This window comes from Sodalis sp. RH20, assembly GCF_047324205.1.
Classification (GTDB): Bacteria; Pseudomonadota; Gammaproteobacteria; order Enterobacterales; family Enterobacteriaceae; genus Acerihabitans.
This window is the reverse complement of sequence record NZ_CP178733.1, coordinates 494,924-516,446: the sequence shown is the minus strand read 5'-3', so window position 1 is coordinate 516,446 and position 21,523 is coordinate 494,924. Positions and strand designations below refer to the sequence as shown.

At 56.6% G+C, this 21,523-nt stretch carries 23 protein-coding genes, 1 tRNA gene and 1 pseudogene; 8 read left to right on the top strand and 17 right to left on the bottom strand.

Annotation, left to right across the window (positions count from 1 at the left end; genetic code table 11):
• Positions 1 to 4: 4 nt before the first annotated feature.
• The 5 genes from ACL2XM_RS02490 to prmB all read right to left on the bottom strand — a co-directional run bounded on the left by ACL2XM_RS02490 (position 5) and on the right by prmB (position 4,390).
• The gene (locus ACL2XM_RS02490) at positions 5 to 580 is read right to left on the bottom strand and encodes an elongation factor P hydroxylase (RefSeq protein WP_410014176.1); all 576 of its coding nucleotides are present in this window, start codon (positions 578 to 580) and stop codon (positions 5 to 7) included.
• Positions 581 to 596: 16 nt separating this feature from the next.
• On the bottom strand, positions 597 to 1,394 hold the full coding sequence (locus ACL2XM_RS02485; RefSeq protein WP_413732250.1) for a sulfite exporter TauE/SafE family protein: 798 nt from the start codon (positions 1,392 to 1,394) through the stop codon (positions 597 to 599).
• Between the two features lie 105 nt (positions 1,395 to 1,499).
• Positions 1,500 to 2,330 (bottom strand): penicillin-insensitive murein endopeptidase, encoded by an 831-nt coding sequence (mepA, locus tag ACL2XM_RS02480; protein WP_410016761.1) that lies wholly within the window; start codon positions 2,328 to 2,330, stop codon positions 1,500 to 1,502.
• Positions 2,331 to 2,334: 4 nt separating this feature from the next.
• Positions 2,335 to 3,420 carry a chorismate synthase gene (gene aroC, locus ACL2XM_RS02475; RefSeq protein WP_410014174.1) on the bottom strand — a complete coding sequence of 362 codons (1,086 nt, stop codon included), beginning with the start codon at positions 3,418 to 3,420 and terminating at the stop codon, positions 2,335 to 2,337.
• A 37-nt stretch (positions 3,421 to 3,457) separates the two neighbouring features.
• Positions 3,458 to 4,390, bottom strand: a complete 933-nt coding sequence (gene prmB, locus ACL2XM_RS02470) for a 50S ribosomal protein L3 N(5)-glutamine methyltransferase (protein ID WP_410014173.1) — start codon at positions 4,388 to 4,390, stop codon at positions 3,458 to 3,460.
• Positions 4,391 to 4,595: 205 nt separating this feature from the next.
• Here prmB and smrB point away from each other — a divergent pair, with 205 nt between their 5' ends.
• Positions 4,596 to 5,126: an endonuclease SmrB gene (smrB, locus tag ACL2XM_RS02465; protein WP_410014172.1), complete on the top strand. Its 531-nt coding sequence runs from the start codon at positions 4,596 to 4,598 to the stop codon at positions 5,124 to 5,126.
• Positions 5,127 to 5,132: 6 nt separating this feature from the next.
• On the opposite strand, the gene sixA is transcribed toward smrB, so the two are convergent.
• The 12 genes and pseudogenes from sixA to ccmA form a co-directional block, all read right to left on the bottom strand.
• Entirely contained in the window at positions 5,133 to 5,615 is a 483-nt protein-coding gene (sixA, locus tag ACL2XM_RS02460) for a phosphohistidine phosphatase SixA (RefSeq protein ID WP_410014171.1), read from the bottom strand.
• Positions 5,616 to 6,134: 519 nt separating this feature from the next.
• Positions 6,135 to 6,431, bottom strand: coding sequence for a YfcZ/YiiS family protein (locus ACL2XM_RS02455; protein WP_410014170.1), 297 nt, complete (start codon positions 6,429 to 6,431; stop codon positions 6,135 to 6,137).
• Positions 6,432 to 6,541: 110 nt separating this feature from the next.
• Positions 6,542 to 7,303 (bottom strand): phospholipid-binding lipoprotein MlaA, encoded by a 762-nt coding sequence (gene mlaA / locus ACL2XM_RS02450; protein WP_410016760.1) that lies wholly within the window; start codon positions 7,301 to 7,303, stop codon positions 6,542 to 6,544.
• A 34-nt stretch (positions 7,304 to 7,337) separates the two neighbouring features.
• Positions 7,338 to 8,552 carry a c-type cytochrome biogenesis protein CcmI gene (gene ccmI, locus ACL2XM_RS02445; protein ID WP_413727930.1) on the bottom strand — a complete coding sequence of 405 codons (1,215 nt, stop codon included), beginning with the start codon at positions 8,550 to 8,552 and terminating at the stop codon, positions 7,338 to 7,340.
• On the bottom strand, positions 8,549 to 9,007 hold the full coding sequence (locus tag ACL2XM_RS02440; RefSeq protein WP_410016759.1) for a cytochrome c-type biogenesis protein: 459 nt from the start codon (positions 9,005 to 9,007) through the stop codon (positions 8,549 to 8,551). The genes ccmI and ACL2XM_RS02440 overlap by 4 nt, the downstream gene beginning before the upstream one ends.
• An 8-nt stretch (positions 9,008 to 9,015) precedes the next feature.
• A complete protein-coding gene (locus ACL2XM_RS02435; RefSeq protein ID WP_413732249.1) occupies positions 9,016 to 9,567 on the bottom strand; it encodes a DsbE family thiol:disulfide interchange protein in 552 nt (183 codons plus the stop codon).
• Complete coding sequence (locus ACL2XM_RS02430) at positions 9,564 to 11,531, bottom strand: heme lyase CcmF/NrfE family subunit (RefSeq protein WP_413732247.1); 1,968 nt, start codon at positions 11,529 to 11,531, stop codon at positions 9,564 to 9,566. The genes ACL2XM_RS02435 and ACL2XM_RS02430 overlap by 4 nt, the downstream gene beginning before the upstream one ends.
• Positions 11,532 to 11,671: 140 nt before the next feature.
• Positions 11,672 to 12,121: pseudogene (gene ccmE, locus ACL2XM_RS02425) on the bottom strand (cytochrome c maturation protein CcmE); the annotation flags it as partial.
• Positions 12,118 to 12,351 (bottom strand): heme exporter protein CcmD, encoded by a 234-nt coding sequence (gene ccmD, locus ACL2XM_RS02420; protein ID WP_410014166.1) that lies wholly within the window; start codon positions 12,349 to 12,351, stop codon positions 12,118 to 12,120. The gene ccmD and the pseudogene ccmE, both read right to left, overlap by 4 nt.
• Positions 12,348 to 13,085, bottom strand: coding sequence for a heme ABC transporter permease (locus tag ACL2XM_RS02415; protein ID WP_410014165.1), 738 nt, complete (start codon positions 13,083 to 13,085; stop codon positions 12,348 to 12,350). Before ACL2XM_RS02415 ends, ccmD begins: the two co-directional genes overlap by 4 nt.
• 60 nt (positions 13,086 to 13,145) lie before the next feature.
• Positions 13,146 to 13,805, bottom strand: a complete 660-nt coding sequence (gene ccmB, locus ACL2XM_RS02410) for a heme exporter protein CcmB (RefSeq protein WP_410014164.1) — start codon at positions 13,803 to 13,805, stop codon at positions 13,146 to 13,148.
• Positions 13,793 to 14,440, bottom strand: coding sequence for a cytochrome c biogenesis heme-transporting ATPase CcmA (gene ccmA, locus ACL2XM_RS02405; RefSeq protein ID WP_413727927.1), 648 nt, complete (start codon positions 14,438 to 14,440; stop codon positions 13,793 to 13,795). Before ccmA ends, ccmB begins: the two co-directional genes overlap by 13 nt.
• A gap of 299 nt (positions 14,441 to 14,739) precedes the next feature.
• Here ccmA and ACL2XM_RS02400 point away from each other — a divergent pair, with 299 nt between their 5' ends.
• The 7 genes from ACL2XM_RS02400 (at position 14,740) to ACL2XM_RS02370 (ending at position 21,512) form a co-directional block, all read left to right on the top strand.
• Positions 14,740 to 15,681 (top strand): formate/nitrite transporter family protein, encoded by a 942-nt coding sequence (locus tag ACL2XM_RS02400; protein ID WP_413732246.1) that lies wholly within the window; start codon positions 14,740 to 14,742, stop codon positions 15,679 to 15,681.
• 149 nt (positions 15,682 to 15,830) lie between these two features.
• A tRNA-Arg gene (locus tag ACL2XM_RS02395) sits at positions 15,831 to 15,905 on the top strand.
• Positions 15,906 to 16,558: 653 nt separating this feature from the next.
• Positions 16,559 to 17,932: a hypothetical protein gene (locus ACL2XM_RS02390; RefSeq protein WP_413732244.1), complete on the top strand. Its 1,374-nt coding sequence runs from the start codon at positions 16,559 to 16,561 to the stop codon at positions 17,930 to 17,932.
• Positions 17,933 to 18,094: 162 nt separating this feature from the next.
• Entirely contained in the window at positions 18,095 to 18,823 is a 729-nt protein-coding gene (locus ACL2XM_RS02385) for a hypothetical protein (RefSeq protein ID WP_413732243.1), read from the top strand.
• A gap of 57 nt (positions 18,824 to 18,880) precedes the next feature.
• Positions 18,881 to 20,445, top strand: a protein-coding gene (locus tag ACL2XM_RS02380) for an IS3 family transposase (RefSeq protein WP_413730138.1) whose coding sequence is annotated in 2 segments (ribosomal slippage) — positions 18,881 to 19,337 and positions 19,337 to 20,445 — 1,566 coding nt in all. Because the reading frame shifts where the segments join, the coding sequence is not laid out codon by codon here.
• Between the two features lie 70 nt (positions 20,446 to 20,515).
• A complete protein-coding gene (locus ACL2XM_RS02375) occupies positions 20,516 to 20,977 on the top strand; it encodes a hypothetical protein (protein WP_413732242.1) in 462 nt (153 codons plus the stop codon).
• 1 nt (position 20,978) lies between these two features.
• On the top strand, positions 20,979 to 21,512 hold the full coding sequence (locus ACL2XM_RS02370) for a contact-dependent growth inhibition system immunity protein (RefSeq protein WP_413723349.1): 534 nt from the start codon (positions 20,979 to 20,981) through the stop codon (positions 21,510 to 21,512).
• Positions 21,513 to 21,523: the final 11 nt, after the last annotated feature.

The following is a 21,523-nucleotide window of genomic DNA, read 5'->3' as shown; positions in this document are numbered from 1 at the left end:
GTCCTCATTCATTATGCAACGTCGGGGCGGCATCTATCGCGACCGGGGAACGGAACTGGCTCCGCGTTAACGGCGGGGTATGGTAAAACGCATGCAACGCCTGGATAAAACAGGCCGCACGGTCAGGAATACCCTGGTCGAGATAGCGGATGACCTGCCCATGCACCAAGCGCTGGAACGCGATACGGTCCGGCTCGCTATCGCCATTGAGATTATCGCAGCTGACATTGAAGGGAAACCCCGCCGCCGCACAAAATAGCCATTCCAGGGCCTGGGGCTTGATTTCCACCTGCTCGAACTGGCGCTGCGTGGTGTCGTCGCGCCCGTCCGGGCAGTACCAATAGCCAAAATCCACCATTAGCCGGCGCCTGGCGCCGGCGATACACCAATGGGAGATTTCATGCATGGCGCTGGCGTAATAGCCATGGGCAAAAACAATGCGGTGAAAAGGCAGATCCCCATCGGCCGGCAGGTAAATGGGTTCGTCGTCGCCCCTGATTAGCCGGGTGTTAAGCGTGTCGGCAAAACAGCCGTCGAACAAGGCGATCAAGTGCTGAACATCATGGGTTTCGCTAGACATAATCTCGGTTCGGTTATCACAATGAAGACAGCCAGAGCGCAATCGCCGCGCCATGGCTATCGTACAAAAGTTTCAGGCTCATCAGGAGCGATACCACCACGATGGTCGGGCGTATCAGCCGTTGCCCCTTGGTCAGCACCATGCGGGCGCCCAGGCGCGCGCCCAGGATTTGCCCGGCCAGCATGACAACGCCCACGCTCCACACCACCTTGCCGGCAAAGATAAACAGCAGCAGTCCGCCCAGGTTGGAGGTGAAGTTAAGCACCTTGGCATGGGCCGTGGATTTCGCCAGGTTAAAGCCGCACAGCGTCACGTAGGCCAGCGCATAAAAAGAGCCGGCGCCGGGGCCGAAAAACCCGTCATAAAAGCCGACGCCACACCCTGCCACCAGCGCAAACGGCCAGGCGGACAGGCGGCGCTTGCGATCGTCCTCGCCGATATGCGGCATCAGCAGAAAATACAAGCCGATGCCTATCACCAGCAGCGGCAATACCTGGCGCAACAGGTCGGCGCGCAGATGCTGGATCAGTATCGCGCCGGTCATCGAGCCGATAAACGTCATGGCGATGGTCAGCTTCTGGTTGCCGATATCCACCGCCCGCTGGCGCACAAAATAAAGACTGGCGGAGAAGGAACCGCCCACCGACTGCAGTTTGTTGGTGCCCAGCGTCTGCGCCGGCGACAATCCCGCCGCCAGCAGCACCGGCAGGGTAATTAACCCGCCGCCGCCGGCAATGGAGTCGATAAACCCCGCCAGCATGCTGACGAAAAACAACAAGGCAAACACCATCGGGGAAACCGCTAACCAATCCATGAATGAATGAATCCAGTGGTAAAAAAACCATACCCGCCCGGCATGAAGCCGGGCGGCGCCAACCGGCGCCCGTGCCGGACGCTCCCCGGCCCGCGGCGGCGTCGGTTATTGCGTGATCAGATGGCGATCCAATAGCGCCTGACAGGATGCCGGCAGCGGCGGCGGCGTTTTTTTCACCGGCGGCACGCCCGGTTTCGGCGGCAGGAACCAGCTGTCGAGCTCGGCGCCGCAGCCGTCGCCGGCGGGCGGCGGCGCCTGCTCACGGCATTCCAGGCTGTCGGCGGGACAGCGCAGGCGCACGTGCATATGGGCGCGATGGCCAAACCACGGGCGTACCTTGGTCAGCCAGCCGCGATCATCGCCCGCCACCCGGCACAGCTGCTTTTTAATCGCCGGGCTGACAAAAATCCGCGTGACCTCGCTGTCTTCGGCGGCCAGTTTGATCAGCATCGCGGTTTGCGGCTGCCATACCGCCGGATTAACATCGCGGCCGTTAGCCGTCACCAGATCCAGGGGCTGCGGTTTGAGCAACTGCTGCGCCGTCCAGCGCTGGCGCGGCAGCTGCAGCCAGATATCCACGTCCAGGCCCGACTGATGGCTGGCGTGGCCGCTGCCGAAACGCCCGCCCGCGGGCATGGCCATATCGCCCACCAGCAGCACGTCGCCCAGGTTGAGATGGCGGATCTGATTGCTCAGGCGCAGGATAAACATCAGCAGATCGGGATGGCCGTAAAAGCGCCGCTGGTCCGGGCGCAAGACCTGGTAGTTGGCCGCCTGCAGCTGCAGCGGCTGCGCGCCGATAATGCAGCCGTTGGCGAACTCGCCGATGGCCTGCGCCGGTCCGGGGACCGGATGGTTGATGCTCTGCCACGGCGTTGGCGCCGCAAACACCTGGACGGAGGCCAGGGCCAGTAATCCGACTATCCATTGCCGCATCATATTACCACTGAGGAAGGGTTGAGTTGACATCGCCGCACTGCGCGCGCTGGCGCAGGAAGTGGTCCATTAATACCATCGCCATCATCGCCTCGGCGATGGGCACCGCCCGGATGCCCACGCAGGGGTCATGGCGGCCGCGCGTCACCATTTCCACCTGCTCGCCGGCGCGGTTAATGGTCTGGCCGGGCACCATGATGCTGGAAGTGGGTTTCAGCGCCAGATGGGCGAGTATCGCCTGGCCGCTGCTGATGCCCCCCAATACGCCGCCGGCATGGTTGCTGGTAAATCCCCGCGGCGTGATTTCGTCGCGGTTTTCACTTCCCCGCTTGGCCACCACCGCAAAGCCGTCGCCGATTTCCACGCCCTTCACCGCGTTAATGCTCATGAGGGCATGGGCCAAATCGGCGTCCAGACGGTCGAACACCGGCTCGCCAAGGCCCGCGGGCACATGTTCCGCCACCACCGTGACTTTGGCGCCGATGGAGTCGCCCTCTTTCTTCAGGGCGCGCATCAGTTCGTCCAACGCCTCCAGCCGGTCCGGATCGGGACAGAAAAACGGATTTTGCCCGACCTGGTCCCAGTCTTTCAGCTCGCAGGCGATGTCGCCCATCTGCGCCAGGTAGCCGCGCACCGTCACGCCGAATTTTTGCGCCAGGTATTTTTTGGCAATCGCACCCGCCGCCACCCGCATGGCGGTTTCCCGCGCCGACGAGCGGCCGCCGCCGCGATAATCGCGCACGCCGTATTTCACCTCGTAGGTGTAATCGGCATGGCCGGGACGGAAAACATCCTTGATGGCGCTGTAGTCCTGCGAGCGCTGATCGGTGTTTTCAATCAACAGGCCGATGCTGGTGCCGGTCGTCACCCCCTCGAACACGCCGGACAGGATCTTCACCTGATCCGCCTCGCGCCGCTGGGTGGTATAGCGCGAGGTGCCGGGCTTGCGCCGGTCCAGGTCCTGCTGCAGGTCTGCCTCGGTCAGGGGCAGGCCCGGCGGCACACCGTCGACGACGCACCCCAGCGCCACCCCATGGGATTCACCGAAGGTGGTGACGCGAAATAATTGGCCGATACTATTCCCTGCCATCAGGACGCCTCTCTCAATGTGTTAACACGCATACCGGTTAATCCTGGAATATTGTAAAGCAATCGCCACAGGCCACAAGCTGTTCGCGGGTCAGTGAGAATACCCCCTCACCGCCGTGGTCAAACGTCAGCCAGTTAAACGGGACGTCGGGGAACTGCTCGATCAGATGCACCATGCTGTTGCCCACTTCGCAGATCAGCACGCCGTCGTCATTCAGGTACTGCGGCGCGCAGGCCAGGATGCGGCGCACCAGCTTCAGGCCGTCGCGGCCCGCCGCCAGCCCCAGCACCGGCTCGGCGTGGAACTCCTGCGGCAGGTCGTTCATATCCTCTTCATCCACATAGGGAGGATTGGTGACAATCAGATCATAGCGCAGGGCCGGCAGTTCGCGGAACAGATCGGAACGCAGCGGCGTGACCCGTTCGTCGAGTCCGTACGCCTGGATATTGTGCTCGGCCACCGCCAGAACGTCGGCGGAGATATCCACCGCGTCCACTTCCGCCTCCGGAAAGGCAAAGGCGCTGGCAATGGCGATACAGCCGCTGCCGGTGCACATATCCAGGATATGGCCGGGCGGATGCGGCAGCAGGTCGCGGTAGCGATCGTCGATAAGCTCGCCGATGGGCGAACGGGGGATCAGCACCCGTTCATCCACATAGAATTCCAGACCGCAAAACCAGGCTTTGTTGGTCAGGTAAGGCACCGGGATACGTTCATTTATCCGGCGCACCACCCGCTCCACGATGCGGTAGCGCTCGCTGGACGTCAGCCGCGACCCATACATGTCCTTCGGCAGGTCCAGCGGCAGGAACAGGCTGGGCAATACCAGCTGCAGCGCCTCGTCCCAGGGATTGTCGGTGCCGTGGCCGTAGAAAATCTGCGCGGCGTTAAAACGGCTGACCGTCCAGCGCAGCAGATCCTGAATACTGTGCAGTTCGGCGACGGCCTCATCCACAAAAATTTTGTCCAATTATTTCACCCCAGGGCATGATGCGGTTCTAAGGACATAGTTTGCCATGAAGCGCACGACAAAGCAGCAGGCATCGCCCCGTCATGCCGCGTGATGGCCGACATTTTTTACCGCTGGGGGAAAATGGCGCCGGAAATGGAAAATTTCGCCGGAAAATGACAAGACGGGGTAAACTTGCATAAAAGCAGCAAACGCAGAGCAGGGAATGAAAAAAAGATACCAACTGGCCGATGAAGAACGCCATCTGTTCCGGGAATCCATCGCCGGTACGCGCCCGTTGCGCCAAGATACCGTCAAGCCCCCCAAGCCGCGCCGCAGCAGGGCCGTCCTGCCCGCCCGGCGCTTGATGCAGGAACAGGTGGACGCCAGTTTTTATTTTTCCGATGAGTTCCAGCCGTTGCTGGACAGTGAAGGGCCGGCGCGTTATGTACGCCCGGACGCCAGTCCCTATGAGGTGAAAAAACTGCGGCGCGGGGATTATACCCCCGAGCTGTTCCTCGACCTGCACGGGCTGACCCAGGCGCAGGCCAAAGAGGAACTGGGGGCGTTGATTGCCGCCTGCCGGCGGGAACATGTGCACTGCGCCTGCGTCATGCACGGCCACGGTAAACATATCCTGAAACAGCAAACGCCGTTATGGCTGGCCCAGCACCCCGATGTGCTGGGCTTCCACCAGGCGCCGAAAAACTTCGGCGGCGACGCGGCGCTGCTGGTCCTGATTGAACTTAGCGCATAACGTGCCTTAGACTTTCACCAGCAATTGCGCCGGGCTGACCTGCCACTCCAGTTTGCCCTGGCCGCTTTCGCCCTCCAGGGTGACGCAGGCCACCGCCGAGGTGGCGAACATCGGCGCCTGCTCGTCGGGGCATAAATCAGCGACCAGGTAGCCCACCAGCGGCAGATGGGAAACGATCAGCACCGATCCCAGACCTTCATTCGCCAGCGCCTGCAGATAACAACACACCAGGTCGACGTCGCCGCCCGGCGTCAGCTCGGGCAGGCTTTCCTCGCCGTCCGGCAACACCAGTTCGTCACGCAGCACGTCCAGCGTTTGCCGGGCGCGCAGATAAGGACTGACCAACACACGATCGGTATCGAGGATCCTGGTACTTAACCAACATGCCATCAGGCGTGATTCATCACGACCGCGAACTGTCAGAGGCCTTTCCGCATCACTGGCCGCTTCGAGCTGAGCGTCGCCGTGCCGCATAATTAAAACTTGCATAGTGCACCGTTGTTGTTTGACAAAAACGCGAAAGATAAACGCAACGACCGGGCCTTTGCGCTCGAAATCGCGTAAATAAAACGCTGCTTTTTACATCAATACCCGCCATGGAGTCAACACATGGACGTTAATTGATCCTCCGCCGGGCTTTTCCATAGGGGAAAAACCCGCAGCAGACTGAGGCTATTAGCGTATGACAACTATTACCGGTAAAGGTGCAGGCTAAGTAACATATTTACGAATACCCCCCGGAGAGTGGCCGGAACCGGTAATTCAGCAAGCGGCCACGGGCCAATCCGCTCATAAGCTTAATATTGGCATGACGGCACGAAAAATAAAGCGTAGCGCCAGGGAACACTACGTCTGGAACGACGCCGCGGGCGCCGGCCCAGGGTAAAGTAAGCCATAATTGCGCGCCCGGGCGCGATAACGACAAGGACGGATAGGGTTATGGCGCCGGTATAATCTTGCCCATGGGTCATCAAACGCAGGCCCGGTCACGGGCCTGTCATGAGCGGATTAACGCAAACCGAGCTGGAAAATCAGCGTTTCAGCCTGGCAGCTGAAGGTAAAATCAGCGTTTAGCTCAACGCCGCCCTTAACGGGTTCGATGCGGCTGCTGATGTCGCAGGGATCGGATTCCACCGCGCGCGCTTTTTCCGTCAGCATCGCCAGCATGGCTTCCGCTTCCTGGCGCTGTTCAAACACCTTGCTGAACGACGCCGTGCAGTCTTCGTTATCAATGATAGTGCCGACATCGACACAGCAACAGGCGGCGGTTTCTTCAGCACTGCATTTGTTAATAGAGTGAGTCATTGCAATCTTCTCCACAGGATTTACCTGTTTGACAATAATAAGCCGTTCAAAAGTATCTACGGCTTATCATACTCCTGTACACCCAACGTTGATAGGGCCGGCTCCGCCGGCTATTGCGAATCGATATCCTTCAGATCGCCCTGTATCGCCTGGGCGTTGGGGTTTTCCTGCGGTTTCAGCCGGCCGCCGCTGGCCAGGAAATCATGCCGCTGGAAATAGGCGGCGCGCACCAGCGCATAAGGATCGGCGGAATTGCGCAACAGGCTGTCGGAGTCCAGCAGCTGCGCGCGGGTTTCCACGCCTTCGAATACCCATTTACCGGCGGACATCCACCAGGTGAGATAACTTAACACCGGATAGAAGTTGTCCACCGCCCCGCCCAGATCCTCGCGCGGGGTAAAGCTGCCGTAACCCGGCAGCACCACATAAGGACCGTAGCCGACGCCATAGGTGCCAAGGGTACTGCCGAACCGGCGCGGTTGTTCCTTAGCCAGCTTGGGATTGGCCATGGACGCCACGTCGATCAGGCCGCCCATCCCCAACAGGGTATTGAGGAAAAAACGGTTGAAGTGGATCATGGCTTCATAGGGCTTGCCGATGGCGAAATAGTTGACCATGGAGGCCGGTTCTTCAAGGTTGCTCAGAAAATTACCCAGGCCGTTGCGCGCGGGCTTGGGCACGTAATCGCGCCAGGCCACCGCCACAGGACGCACCACGTACGGATCCAGGACATTGTAGTTAAAATCAAACATCGTACGGTTAAACCCTTCCAGAGGGTCCGAACGCTGCTGTGAAGACGGATCGGTTTTATCGCTGGCGCATCCCAGAAGCAATACGCTGGCCAGCGCCAAACCTGACAGGCGGTAATTCATCATTCAACTCCATTTATTATTGTTATGCCGGCCGCTAGGGCATGTGTTGATCTATGCGCACGGCGATCCGGCCGGTGCCGCTGAAATCCTGCAACGCGCTCTCGCCAAACCAGTCGCCGGGCCTGGCGTCGGCGCCACCGTCACGGGCAATCCTCACCCGTACCTTTACCTGTCGCTGGGCGGAAAGCAAACGCTCCGGCAACATGGCATTGCTGTCATCCAGCGTTAACGATAACGGAAAGCGGCTCAATGGCAAAGTTTTAACCGCAACCGGTACCGGACTTTTTCCGTCGGTGACCGAAATAAACAGCGTTCCTTGTGCCGGCGGTTTATCGTCCAGGGCCGGCGCCAAAGTAACATCCACGGTAAGTTTCGCCGTCTCCTGGCCTGACAACGCGCGCGCCTGGTTAATCACGCGCCTGATGGCGTCGCCATGGACATCGCCCGCGGGCAGCAGGGTCAATACCTGGCGCCACAGGCTTATCGCCTGCGCGTAGTCGCCTTGTTGATACAGGCCGACCGCCAGCAGGTTAAGCGCCGTGATGTTGCCTGGCTGCCGTTTGAGCAGCGCGCGCAGCAGGCTGTCGCCTTCCTGGTTGTCGCCCGCGTCGGCGGACCGGGTCAATACCCCGGCGTAATCGAGCGTAATCGCGTCATCGTCCGGGGCCAGACGATGGGCGCGTTCAAACGCCTGGGTGGCCATGGCCGCATCATTCATTACCACGCCGATGCGCCCGAGGATCAGCCAATCCTGGGTCTGTTGCGGATGTTCGCGCAGCGAGGCGCGCAGCCCGACCGCAAACCGCGCCAGCTCCTGCGCCGACAGCTGGCTGGCATGCGGGTCCATAATGCGCGCCCGCAGCGCCGGCATCTCCGCCACCGTCTGCTGCCAGCGCCATACCTGGAACGCGCCGCCGGTCCAGGCGTAAAACGCCAGGGTAACCAGCACCAGAGCCGCCGCGCCCGGGATCAGGACCCACGCGCCCAGCGGCGGTCTGGCCGGCGCCGGCGCCACGGGGATATCCGACAACAGGTTTTGCTGCAGCTCCTCAATATGCAGGGTGCGCTCAGCCACCACGCCCTGCGCCTCATCCTGGGCCAGTTCATCCAGCCGGTGCGTAAAAAACGCCTGGTTCAGGCTGTCGCGGGTTATCGCGCCGCCTTGCCGGCGGTAGCGCAGCGCCGGCAGCACAAACAGCGCGCAGGCCAGCGTCAGCAGTAGGGTAAAGGTCATGCCGGCTATTATCATGGCTGTTCCCGATTGGTTTTTTCCAGCAACCGCGCCAGACGCTGCCGTTCCTCGCTGGATAGCGGACTGCGCCCGCCACGCCGCGACGCGCGCAGCACCACCGTCAAACCGCCGGCGATCACCACCGCGAGCGGCCCGAGCCACAAAAAAATCGTCAGTGGATTAAGGGGCGGCACATAAGTCACGAAATTACCGTAGCGCGCCACCATGTAAGCGATGATCTGCTCCTTGCTCCTGCCCTGCATCATCAGCTGATAGACCTTGGCGCGCATATCGGCGGCAATAATCGCATTGGAGTCGGCGATACTGTTGTTCTGGCACTTCGGGCAGCGCAGTTGCTGGGTCAGTTCCCGGTATTGCTGCTCCTGCGCCACACTGTTGAACTGCCGGGTATCTATCGCCGCGCCGGCGCTAAAACCCAGGCAAAGGCACAGCAACAGCATAATGCATTTTATCGCCATGCTCATGTCCCCTTGGCGTATTGCTGGTACAAGGGCAGCACCTCGCGCCGCCAGACGTCGGCATTCAGATCGCCCGCGTGGCGATAGCGTATTATCCCCCGGCCGTCGATGAGAAACGTTTCCGGCGCGCCATAGACGCCCAGGTCCAGCCCCAGCATGCCGTCGCCGTCGTACAGGCTCAGCGTGTAGGGATTGCCCAGCGTATTCAGCCAGTTAACCGCTTTGAGGCGATCGTCTTTGTAATTCAGGCCCACCACCCTGACGCCCTGGGCCGCCAGGGTATTGAGGAACTGGTGCTCGGCCCGGCAGGTGGGACACCAGGTGGCCCAGACGTTAAGCAGCATCGGCCGCCCGTCGCGCAGTACCGAGCGATCGTAGGTCTTGGCGGGATCGTCAAGGGACGCCAGCCGGAAATCCGGCACCGGCTTGCCGATCAGCGCCGATTCCAGCAGCGTGGGATCATCGCCATGGGCATTGCGTGACAATTGCACGATAAATGCGGCGGCCAGCAGCAGGAACAGCACCAGCGGAATATACAGCAGCTTTTTTTTCATAGTGGCACCCGACGTGCGGCCCGGCGGGCTTTTTTGTCGGCCCGGTAACGGGGGTCGGCCAGGCAGCACAGGCCGCCGGCTACCATAAACAGACCGCCCAGCCATATCCAGCGGACAAAGGGTTTATAATAGAGCCTGACCGCCCAGGCGCCGTCATCCATCTCCTCGCCCAGCGCGGCATATAAGTCGCGGCTCAACCCACCGCTGATGGCCGCCTCGGTCATCACCGTGCGGCTGACGCTGTAAAAGCGCTTTTCCGCCCGGAGCATGGCTTCCGGGTGGTTATGGCGCGTCACGTCAAACACCGCCGCGGCGCCGGTATAATTAGGGCCGCGCAAATCCTCCACGGCGCGGAAGACGAAGTGATACGCCTTGATGTCCACGCTGTCGCCGGTTTTCATGCGCACATCGCGCTCCAGACTATAGTTCTGGCTGAAGGTGATGCCGATAACCGTCACCGCCACGCCAAGATGGCCGAGCACCATGCCCCAATGGCTACGGGTAAGATGGGCCAGCCCGCGGATAAAGCGGTGGCGATGGGTGGCGCGCTCGTGCACCTCCATCAGCGACAGGATAATCACCCACAGCGACATCATCAGACCCACCACCGTCATGGCCTCGATCTCATCGCCCATCAGCCGGGGCAGCAGGATGGAAAGCGCCAGCGTGGCCGCCATGGCCAGCGCCAGGCGTTTAATCAGCGTTTTCGCCTCGTCCCGGCGCCAGCGGATTAACGGCCCGATACCGAGCAACAGGGCAAACGGCGCCATCAGCCAGGTAAACATACTGTTGAAAAAAGGCTCGCCGATGGAGATGCTGCCCATGCCAAGCTGTTTATGGATAAGCGGCAGCAACGTGCCGAGCAACACCACCAGCATCGCGGCCATCAGCAGCACGTTGTTGCCCAGCAGGAAGGTCTCGCGGGAGAAAACCTCGTGCTGCGCGCGGCTCCTTACCTTGCCGCCCTTGATGGCGTATAGCAGCAGCGAACCGCCGATCACCAGAATCAGGAACGCCAGGATAAACATGCCGCGCGCCGGGTCCGAGGCAAACGAATGCACCGACACCAATACCCCGGAACGCACCAGAAAGGTCCCCAGCAGGCACAGGGAAAAGGCGGCGATGGCCAGCAGCACCGTCCAGGATTTGAAGGTGCCGCGTTTTTCGGTCACCGCCAGAGAGTGCAGCAGCGCCGTACCGGCAAGCCAGGGCATAAACGAGGCGTTTTCCACCGGATCCCAAAACCACCAGCCGCCCCAGCCCAGTTCATAATAGGCCCAGGCGGACCCCAGCACGATGCCCAGCGTCAGGAAAATCCAGGCCGCCTGGGTCCAGGGACGGGACCAGCGGGCCCAGGCGGTATCCAGCCGGCCGGCAATCAGCGAGGCGATGGCGAACGAGAACGCCACTGAAAAACCCACATACCCCATATACAGTAGCGGCGGATGAAAAATCAGGCCGATATCCTGCAGCACCGGGTTTAAATCATGCCCGTCGATGGGAATATCCGGCAGGGTACGCGCAAACGGGTTGGACGTGAGCAAAATAAACGCCAGAAATCCGCTGTTGATCATGCCCATCACCGACAGCACCCGGGCGACGGCCTCATCCGGCATGCTGCGGCTGAACAGCGCCACCGCCAGCGTCCAGCAACTGAGCAACAGCACCCACAGCAGCAGCGATCCCTCATGGGCGCCCCAGGTGGCGGCGACCCGGTAATACACCGGCAGCGCGGTATTGGAATTATTCACGACATAAGCCACGGAAAAATCATTGACCACGAACGCATAGACCAGACAGGCAAAGGCGCCGGCGATGGACGCAAACACACCGTAGGACAACGGCCTGGCCACCGCCATCAGCCTGGCGTCCTGCCGCGAGGCGCCCCAGAGCGGATACACCGCCAGCAACAGCGCCAGGCCGATAGCCAGGCACAGCAGGAAATTACCGAGTTCCGGCATCATGGCTGTTCCTTAGACGGCGCGGCCCGGGCCGTATCCTGCCCGGGGTAGGGTATTTCGCCGCGCGCCAGGCGTTGCGTCCGGTCCTGGGGTTGGCCAGTCATGCCGGCCTGCACTGCGCCTTCGGCCATGGCGCGTTGACCGGCGGGCCGAGAATGGGTTTTCATCGCATCCTTCACTTCGGGCGGGGTATAGTTTTCATCATGTTTGGCCAGGACTTCACGCGCCTGGATCAGATTGCCCGCGCCCAACACGCCCTGCGCCACCACGCCCTGCCCTTCGCGAAACAGATCCGGCAAAATGCCGTCATAGGTGACCGGTACGGAGCCGACGGCGTCATAGATCCTGAAGGTGACCTTCAGGGTATGGGCATCGCGCTTTACCGATCCCGGCATGACCATGCCGCCGATGCGCAGGCGCTGCCCGATATGCGGCAACTCCTGCCGCTCGCCCTTGCCCTCGAGGATCTCGCGCGGCGTATAAAACAAATCGATATTGGAACTGAGCGCGTAGAGCACCAGCGTGACTATCAGCGCGGCGCCCATCAGCATCACGACGGCCAGGTAAAGACGGCTTTTACGGCGCGGCGTCATCGGGCATCCCCCCGACGCGCGGACGGATCGGCCGGCGCGCCGCCACGGCGCATACGCAGGGCGCGCGCCTGCTGCCTGCGGATAGCGTCGAGCAGCTGTTGCCGCCGCCACAGGGTATGGGCTATCAATCCGGCCAGCGACGCCAGGGTAACCGCTACCGCCAGCCAGACGTAGAAACCATAGCCGCCCATGGCGAAAAACGCCGTCCAGGAGGTGAAAGCCGGGCTCACGATCGCCGCGCCTTATCAGCCAGAGCCACCGCCCACGGGCGATGGCGGTCCTGTTGCAATATCAGGTTGCGTAAACGCATCAGCGTTAGGGTGGCGAAAAACAGCAGATAACCGAAGATCGCCCAGCGCAGCGGAGTGCGCATGCTGGGATCAATGCTTTGTTGCATATTGGTCGAGCCTTGATGCAGGGTATTCCACCACTGCACGGAGTAATGAATAATCGGGATATTGACCACGCCCACCAGGATCAGGATGCCGGCGGCGCGCCCGGCCAGGCGCCGATCTTCAAACGCGTTGTACAGCGCCATAACGCCGAGGTAGAGAAACAGCAATACCAGCTCCGAGGTCAGCCGGGCGTCCCATACCCACCAGGTGCCCCACATGGGTTTGCCCCAGGCGGAGCCGGTAACCAGCGCGATAAAGGTAAACGCCGCCCCCACCGGCGCCATGGCCGCCGCCGCCAGATCCGCCATCTTCATCTGCCAGACCAGGCCGATAAACGCGGCAACGGCCATCGCGGCATAGATGCCCATGGACCACATGGCGGCGGGCACATGGATATACATGATGCGGACACTATCGCCCTGCTGATAGTCCGGCGGGGCGAAACCGAATCCCCAGCCCCAGCCGAGCAACAGCGTCGCCGCGCTCGCCAGCGCCAGAACCGGTATCAGCCGGCCGCACAGCTGGTACAGCCGCTCCGGCTTCGCCCACAAATGTAGTGTCTTCCACATTATTGTTTTGCTCACAGTAAAAATACATAACACGGCCTGTTCTTGCCGGCAGGCCGCAGGTTATTGCAGACTCACGCGCAGCGCGGCGGCGGCGGCGAAAGGCGCCAGCAGCGCGCTTCCCGCCAGCAGGGCGCCGAGGATCGCCAGATAGCCGTCAAAGGGCAGCCCCTGCGCGGCGTTATCCAGCGCGGCGGTGGCAAATATCAGTACCGGTATAAATAATGGCAGCAACAGCAGGCTTAGCAGCACCCCGCCTTTACGCAATCCCAGGGTCAGGCCGGCGCCGATAGCGCCGATCAGGCTCAGGGTGGGCGTTCCCAGTAATAACGACAGCGCCATTGCCTGCCAGGTGTGGCGGTCCAGCGCCAGGAACAGGGCCACCAGCGGCGATAGCAGCAGCAGCGGCAACCCGGTGACCAGCCAATGCGCGCAGATCTTGCCCATCACCACCAGCGGCAGCGGCAGCGGCGACAGCAGCAACTGCTCAAGCGTGCCGTCATGAAAATCATCGCGGAACAACCGCTCCAGCGACAGCAGGCAAGCCAGCAAAGCCGCCACCCAGATGACGCCCGGCGCGATCCGCCGCAACAACTGCGGTTCCGGCCCCACCCCCAGCGGGAATAACGTAATCACGATCAGGAAAAACCACAGCGGATTCACGATATCAGCGCGGTTGCGCAAGGCCAGCCGCAGCTCGCGGCGCACAATCAGCCAGAACATGGCGCCGCCTCCCCCTGCCGTGCGGCCAGGGCCATTTTGCGCACCCGCGCATGCGTGTCCGGCAGCGCCTGATGGGTGGTCAGCAGCACGCTGCCCCGCGCGTCGGCGTGCGCGGCAAACAACGACATCAGCTGCGCCACGCCTTGTTGATCGATGGCGGTCAGCGGTTCATCCAGGATCCACAGCGCTGCGGGGCTCAGCCACAGACGGGCCAGCGCGATACGGCGCTGCTGGCCCGCGGACAGCCCCGCCGCGGGCAGGTCCTCGTATCCCGACAATCCCACATGCTCCAACGCCCGCCACAGATCCGCCTCATTGCGTCCGCCGCCGCCCAGCGCCTGGAAGAATGCCAGATTTTCCAGCGGCGTCAGGGACAGATTAATCCCGGATAGATGGCCGATAAAAAGCATCTCGCGGTGATACAACCCGCGCTCGCGGCGAATCGGTTGCTGCCGCCAGCTGACCTGGCCCTCGTCCGGCTGCGCCAGCCCGGCCAGGATCCGCAGTAAAGAGGTTTTACCGGCGCCGTTGGCGCCCTCGACCTGGACAATATCCCCGGGGGAAATGCGGAAGCTCAATCCGGAAAACAACACGCGATCATCACGAATACAGGACAGGTTGTTTGCTTCCAGCATCAGAAACCCAATTCATCATTAATTGTATGGCGATCATAGCATAGGCGACTATCGCAGCGCTGTTCATCGCCATTGCATTCTTTTTCGGTCCAGGAAGGATTGTATTAGATCAATAAAACGCAACAAATACCAGCAAAGTTAAAATTTTGTTACGTATTGCCCCCGGCTGGTGACAATTCTACCGGCGACTCCGCCGACCCGGCGGACTTCTTTTAGCGCCGCCGGAACAAAATACCGCTACGCTTATTGATTAATAGCGAATGTATTAATAACCCGACGGATACGGATGAGGAATGCGGATGAGCGAGACCAACAAACATGATGATCCCGGCGTCGCCGTGGAGAGTGACGAGCATGACGCCAATACCGATATCGAGGTGAAAGAACAGAATCTTCCTTCGCGCGCCGCCGCCATACATGAAATGATCCGCGAAGAGGGTGAAAAGGAGCTGGAACGCGACGGCCAGGCGCTGCTGTGGTCGGCGGTGGCCGCCGGCCTGTCGATGGGCGCGTCGCTGATGGCCAAGGGTATCCTGCATGCCCATCTGCCCGAGGGCGCCGCGGGATTTTTGCTGGAAAACCTGGGCTACACCCTGGGTTTTATTATTGTCATTATGTCGCGCCAGCAGCTGTTCACCGAGAACACCCTGACCGCAGTGCTGCCGATTATGCAAAAGCCCACCGGCCATAATATCCTGATCCTGCTGCGATTGTGGGGCGTGGTGCTGCTGGGCAATCTTGCCGGCACCGCGGTGGTGGCGTTTGCCTTTCTCCATATGCCGATTTTTAATCCGGCCACGCGCGAGGCCTTTGTCGCCCTATCGCAGGCAATCATGGTCAATCCTCCCGGCGATATGTTCGCCAACGGCATTATTGCCGGCTGGATTATCGCCTCCATGGTTTGGATGATGCCTTCCGCGGGCAATGCCAAAATCCTGGTGATTATCCTGATGACCTACCTGGTGGGGATTGGCGATCTTACCCATATTGTCGTGGGTTCGGTGGAAGTGTTCTACCTGGTCTTTAACGGCGATATCCCCTGGCATCACTTTATCTATCCGTTCGCCCTGCCCACCCTTGCCGGCAATATCGTCGGCGGCACCTTTATCTTTGCCCTGCTCAGCCATGCGCAGATCCGCAACGACCTCAGCCGCCAGCGCAAGGAAGCGCTGAAAAAAGACGCCGCCCGCGACGGGCAACGGAAAAACCGCCGCCAGAAAGTGGATACCGGTGAGGAGTAGCACGCAGGGCCTGGCGGCGGAGGCCCTGACTGCCGCGCCGCGCGCGGGCAAACGGATTTTTTTGCCCGCGTTTGTCGAAGGAATGAGCAAACGCGCCGTTAAGTGCTTATTTTCGGTGCATAATCGGGTATAATCATGCCCGCTACAGGGTCCTCGTAGTTAAACGGATATAACAAGCCCCTCCTAAGGGCTAGTTACAGGTTCGATTCCTGTCGGGGACACCATCACCGCCTAAATCCGCATAATTCCAGCTAAACAAATCCCGTCTCGATTCGCGTCACGTCTGCATGCGAACTAAACCCACCTGAAACTCAAGCAAAGAGTCGATCTTCTTCGCCGCGATAAGCCGGTTTCACCCTGATGCGCCGCAAGACGACGGCTTTATTATCGTTACGGCGGCCAGTAAAAGGGCTGGTATATATCCACGACCGCCATCCCTTAGCGATGACGCGGGAGGTACGCCTCTAATGGCTATCGCCCAAGACAACGCTGGGAAACGCCGAAGAGCTGGCGCACGATTTCACCATACCGGCTGAAAATTTTCTTTCAACCCTGTCAGTCAAGCTATCGGCAATACTCACAACGACAAAGTAGGGATTATCAAATAGACCGATAATCATGAGCTGTAACCGCCGATTCATTTCATGAATTTGTATTCCCCCATTGTTCTACTTCCGTAATGCGAATAACTTGTAATTATTACCCCACAGATAATTTTTTATTCACCCTAGAAAAATTTTACTATCTGCACACCATTTATCTTTCTGTGACCCTCATTGTGATTAATTTAAGTTTTTAAGCAAACAATGCATTCGAAGAGCGTGCAAGCTATTAAGCATCGTAAGTAATAATTCACAAATCAATACTGGGTAAAAGTATGGAAGAAATACTCACTGTTTATGCCAATCCACCAGCAATAACAAAAAATTGTATAGATATTCCTTTTGACCGTTCAAAACCGTTCAGTAGTATATTATGTGGAGTTTATAACGCCTCTGATGCTGTTTTCCAAGAAATAAATGCCAATTTATCACATATAGAAAACGTTGTGCCTATTCATAAAAATGCCAGAGAACAAATTGAACAGGCACAAAAGAATATTATCGAGGCAAAACTGGCACACTTAAAATTAATGGCTACCGAATCAACCAAGCTGGACGCGCATCAGCAACAAGTGAAAAAATTGATTGAAGATCAAAAAATTTCTTTAAATCACAGGAACGCCGACTTGGAGAGAGTGAGGAATTTACAGACAAACCTACATAACAAAATGCAAGTTTCTCTAACACAACAACGAGAAATTTCTAACTCTATTGTTGCAACAAGCGTACAAAGCACACAGGCACAATTCCGTACACAGATGGCAAAAAGTATGGCATCTATGCAACTCGCTGGTGACTTGCTTGGAAAATCTAGAGCTTTTCAGCAAGCAAAGAAAATAGCGGAAAAACAAAGGCAAGAAGATGAGCACCGGTTGCAGGAATTAGCTAGAGAAAATGAAAAACTTCAGATGCAACTGCTTGAATTGCAGAAAAATGAACAAGAAATACAAAGATATTCTTACAGGCGTAATTTTGAACTAGAAATAATCAAATCACAATACAATTCTGCGGAAACCCATCAACAGGCCGTTAAGAGTCGCCACGAGGAAGCGGCAGAGCGTTATAAATTATATGATAAAGAAATTCATAGCATTAAAAATTTGGTTAATATATTCGGAGTTAAAATTGACTCACATTCTTCAGTTGCGCAAAAAGATATTGAAATAAAAAACAACATCATCACTCTTAAAGAAAAAGCACAGCAAGTTGAACAATGGCTTAAAGAAACCCATGCAAGGCTTGCATTACAACAAAGCCACCCATCTATGATAAATCATCATTTTGATCATTGCATTAACGACCTAAATAACTCAGATCTTGAACCCGAGCCAAAAGAACGCCTGATTAAAAAATGGGACGAGTTGCGTCATACGGAACTAAACAACAAGAAAATAATAATATCAGGCTCAGAACTTGAATTAAGCAATATAACTCATATCCATAATCAAATTAATGAATGCATTGTATATTTCAAAGAAAAAGAAGAACAGTTGAAAAGATATGTTGCCAAGCGCGATTTCGAGCTAAAAATAATAAAATCACAATACGAATCAGAAGAAATCCATCATCGAGCCGTTAAGAGTCGCCACGAGGAAGCGGCAGAGCGCAACAAATTATATAATAATGAACTTGATAGCATCAAAAATTAGATTGATATATTCAGAGTTAAAATTTACTCTCATTTATCAGTTACGCAAAAAGATATTGAAATTAAAAACAACATCTTCACTCTTAAAGAAAAAGCACATAAAGTTGAACACTGGCTCAATGAAACTCATGCGAGACTTGCATTACAACAAAGCCATCTATCAATGATAAATCATCATTTTGATCATTGCATTAACGACGTTAATAACTCAGATCTTGAGCCGGAGCCAAAAGAACGCTTAATTAAAAAATGGAATCAGTTGCGTCACACTGAGCTAAATAATAAAAAAATAATAATTTCACGCTCAGAACTTGAATTAATAAATATAACTAATATCAATAGTAAAATTGATGAATACATTGCATATTCCAAAGAAAAATCAGCCAAAGTTGACTCATTGATTAATAAACTTAGCTTTTTGAACACTAAGCAACAAACCCTGAAGAAAAATGAAGTTACCAATTGTGAGACATTGGTATGTGACCTGGGCACGCAGGCTAAATGGGCATCGATTGAGGCAAGTCAGACGCTCGCTTTTGCCGGTGGAATAGCCGCGGGTGTCCCCGCTGAGCTGAACGACACCGTAAATGGAATAATCCATGCTGGAATGCATTACTCTGAAACGTATGCCGCACTTAAAGCGCTCGTTAATAGCGGTGACGTACTTGGTAACGTATCCGAGGCTATGAAGGATAAATGGGTAGCTCATCTCGACAAAATGGTTGCAGCCCAAGAAAGAGGCGGTGTTGCTGAATTTTTTCAGGCAGGAGTGGAAGGGGGCAAGCTTGTTACTGATGTTGTCACACTAGGCGCGGCTGGCGTTGGCGCCGTGAAGCTCACTAAAGCTGCTGCAAACGCTGGAGTTTCAGCGGGTCCCCCTGTGTCAGAGTAGTTGAGAAGATCCCTTTTTCGGGATTTCATTCTCAATCCAGGGGGCCGGAGCATCACCATGTCGCGTTTACCTCAGGCTCGCAAGGACGCCATTTTAAGTAAAATGCTTGCCCCTCATCCGCCGACCATCCGTGAATTGGCACAAAGAGAAGGGATTTCAGAAGCTACACTGTACAATTGGCGTAATCAGCTTCGCAAAGAAGGTCGCCCTGTGCCCGAACATGATCGCAGCAGTGAGAATTGGTCTGCGCAAACTAAATTCGCCGTCGTCGTCGAAACCTCGTCGATGTCGGAGATCGAGTTGAGCGAGTATTGCCGAGCCAAAGGTCTTTTCCCAGAGCAGGTTAAGCAGTGGCGCGAAATATCGATCCAGGCCCATGCAGAGCCAGGCGGTTTTAATGATGCGGCCAGCGCACAGCAGAATAAGGCCCAGCGTAAGCAAATTAAACGTCTTGAGCGCGAAGTCCTGCGTAAAGATAAAGCACTGGCGGAGGCAGCGGCATTACTGATCCTGCAAAAAAAAGTTCGCGCCCTTTGGGGCGACAACGAGGACGATTAACTCCTCTGGCGTACCGGGAACAGATCACCGCCTGGGTTCAGCAGGCGTGCAATGATGGCGCATCGTTGTACCGTTCTTGCGAGGGGGTAGGGATCTCTGTTCACAGTTGGTATCGGTGGCAACAGGATGGTGCTGTTATTGCGGATCAGCGTCCATTGATTGACCGCCCTGAGCCGGCCAACAAACTGAGCTCAACGGAACGCCAGTCGGTGTTGGCGGTATGCAATAGCGCGCGTTTCGACAGCGTTCCGCCGAGTCAGATCGTACCGATTCTGGCAGACGAGGGTTGCTACATGGCCTCTGAATCGACGATGTATCGGGTATTAAGAGAGGCGGGTCAAGTGCAGCATCGTGGACGTGCCGCCAAGGCTGTGCGCGTGGCAAAACCGACCAGCTTTACCGCCACCGCCCCTAACCAGGTCTGGATGTGGGACGTGACCTGGTTGCCGAGTAGTGTTAAGGGGCTGTATTATAAGCTGTATTTATTTGAAGACCTATTCAGTCGCTACCCGGTGGGTTGGGAAGTCCATGATGAAGAGACCGGCGAGCTGGCGGCAGATCTGCTACAACGATGTGTCCTGGGGCAGCGCTGTGCTATGCAACCCTTGGTACTGCACTCGGATAACGGTGCGCCGATGAAAAGTTATACGCTGAAGGCCAAGATGGAAGCCCTGGGTATAACGTCATCCTTTAGTCGGCCGCGGGTATCCAATGACAATCCGTACGCAGAATCAATCTTTCGTACATTGAAATATTGGCCGTCCTGGCCGCGCAAAGGATTTACCTCGATTGATGCTGCACGGCAGTGGGTGAAGCGCTTCATTGATTGGTATTGCCACGTCCACCGCCACAGCGGGATCAAATTCGTGACGCCGGCGCAGCGCCATCAGGGCAAGGATAAAGCCTTGCTGTTAAAGCGTCACCAAGTCTATCAAGCCGCCCGCGCTGCGTGCCCGGAACGGTGGCGAGGTGAGACAAGAAATTGGGGTTGGGACAAGGAAGTTCAACTCAATCCAGATCGGCCGTTGACACAAGAAAACGCCGAGAATTTACAGGCTGCATAAATCGCAATTTTATCTCAACATCTTTGACAAACACCGGGGTCAGCGCATCGCAGCAAAAGTTGCGTCGCGAATGGATGCATCACCACCAGGAACAAAAACTGTTAAGCAAGCAGATACCGGAATGGTTTGGGGTGAAGGAAACATGAAGCAAGGTGATCCATTTGAAACTTTCATCGGTAAAGAGTATTTGCCCGAAAGTATTCAATCACCTAAACCATTTGAAGCTTTCGATTTTCATGATAAATTAACTGGCGTAGCGGTGAGCGTTAAAACATTAGATACTCTCACGCCGTCGATACTTAAAAAGCCAGCAGGTATATATAGCAGGTTAACCAGGTATGTTAACAAAGCGAAGAATTTCAAGCAGCAACAAATGAAGGATTTCTCTCTTACTTCTGAAGAAATTTCTTCACGGGAAATATTCTTAGGTGTGCCAGCAAAAACTCCTACGGCGCAGTGGGAACAGATTAATAAAGCCATCAAGTATGGTGAAGAGAATGGCATAAAATTCACAATATTCAAGGTGGAATAATATGAGTGCCTTTGTAAAATCAGAATGGGCAACCATCCTTTCTAACCAAGATTTTATCTGTATAAGCACTTGCTCCGGCTACAGAGGGGGCCAGCGCGATCCCAAAGGGGTTCAGCACATTATAGATCCTAAAAGCGCGGACGATGATGTTGGTTTGCTTATTTTAGATGCGTTATCACATAGCAGGCTTGTCCTGCCACGATTTCGCCAGGATGTTGTAATCCACCCGGATACAGTTTTCGAGCCTGAATTTTATGACAATAAACTCATGGAAGAAAGATATGATGCATGGGTGGAATATATCATGAAGAGGTTTTCTTATAAAAACGAAAACCAAATGTATAAACAGTTGAAAAACTGCTCTTTGACCCGGACTAATGGTCAGATCATCTTTACTCCCTGGCATCACAAAAAATTAGCAAACTGGGATGGTGACGGCCTAACAGATGCCGATAAGGTCATCATCCCCGCCAGTAGTGTTCCCACGGAGATAGGTGCCGGACTGCGCCTCGCATTGAGCCGATGCACTGGTTGAAAAACAGCCTC

Bases quoted from the DNA above. Each gene is read 5' to 3' on its own strand.
- ACL2XM_RS02370 (WP_413723349.1), top strand. From the start codon at position 20,979: ATGAGTGCCTTTGTAAAATCAGAATGGGCAACCATCCTTTCTAACCAA.
- ACL2XM_RS02435 (WP_413732249.1), bottom strand. From the start codon at position 9,567: ATGAAAAAAAAGCTGCTGTATATTCCGCTGGTGCTGTTCCTGCTGCTG.
- ACL2XM_RS02400 (WP_413732246.1), top strand. From the start codon at position 14,740: ATGAGCGAGACCAACAAACATGATGATCCCGGCGTCGCCGTGGAGAGT.
- ACL2XM_RS02415 (WP_410014165.1), bottom strand. From the start codon at position 13,085: ATGTGGAAGACACTACATTTGTGGGCGAAGCCGGAGCGGCTGTACCAG.
- smrB (WP_410014172.1), top strand. From the start codon at position 4,596: ATGAAAAAAAGATACCAACTGGCCGATGAAGAACGCCATCTGTTCCGG.
- ACL2XM_RS02390 (WP_413732244.1), top strand. From the start codon at position 16,559: ATGGAAGAAATACTCACTGTTTATGCCAATCCACCAGCAATAACAAAA.
- ACL2XM_RS02490 (WP_410014176.1), bottom strand. From the start codon at position 580: ATGTCTAGCGAAACCCATGATGTTCAGCACTTGATCGCCTTGTTCGAC.
- ACL2XM_RS02455 (WP_410014170.1), bottom strand. From the start codon at position 6,431: ATGACTCACTCTATTAACAAATGCAGTGCTGAAGAAACCGCCGCCTGT.
- ccmA (WP_413727927.1), bottom strand. From the start codon at position 14,440: ATGCTGGAAGCAAACAACCTGTCCTGTATTCGTGATGATCGCGTGTTG.
- mlaA (WP_410016760.1), bottom strand. From the start codon at position 7,303: ATGAATTACCGCCTGTCAGGTTTGGCGCTGGCCAGCGTATTGCTTCTG.
- ACL2XM_RS02375 (WP_413732242.1), top strand. From the start codon at position 20,516: ATGGATGCATCACCACCAGGAACAAAAACTGTTAAGCAAGCAGATACC.
- ccmB (WP_410014164.1), bottom strand. From the start codon at position 13,805: ATGTTCTGGCTGATTGTGCGCCGCGAGCTGCGGCTGGCCTTGCGCAAC.
- ACL2XM_RS02485 (WP_413732250.1), bottom strand. From the start codon at position 1,394: ATGGATTGGTTAGCGGTTTCCCCGATGGTGTTTGCCTTGTTGTTTTTC.
- ACL2XM_RS02385 (WP_413732243.1), top strand. From the start codon at position 18,095: ATGATAAATCATCATTTTGATCATTGCATTAACGACGTTAATAACTCA.
- ccmI (WP_413727930.1), bottom strand. From the start codon at position 8,552: ATGATAATAGCCGGCATGACCTTTACCCTACTGCTGACGCTGGCCTGC.
- mepA (WP_410016761.1), bottom strand. From the start codon at position 2,330: ATGCGGCAATGGATAGTCGGATTACTGGCCCTGGCCTCCGTCCAGGTG.
- sixA (WP_410014171.1), bottom strand. From the start codon at position 5,615: ATGCAAGTTTTAATTATGCGGCACGGCGACGCTCAGCTCGAAGCGGCC.
- ACL2XM_RS02430 (WP_413732247.1), bottom strand. From the start codon at position 11,531: ATGATGCCGGAACTCGGTAATTTCCTGCTGTGCCTGGCTATCGGCCTG.
- aroC (WP_410014174.1), bottom strand. From the start codon at position 3,420: ATGGCAGGGAATAGTATCGGCCAATTATTTCGCGTCACCACCTTCGGT.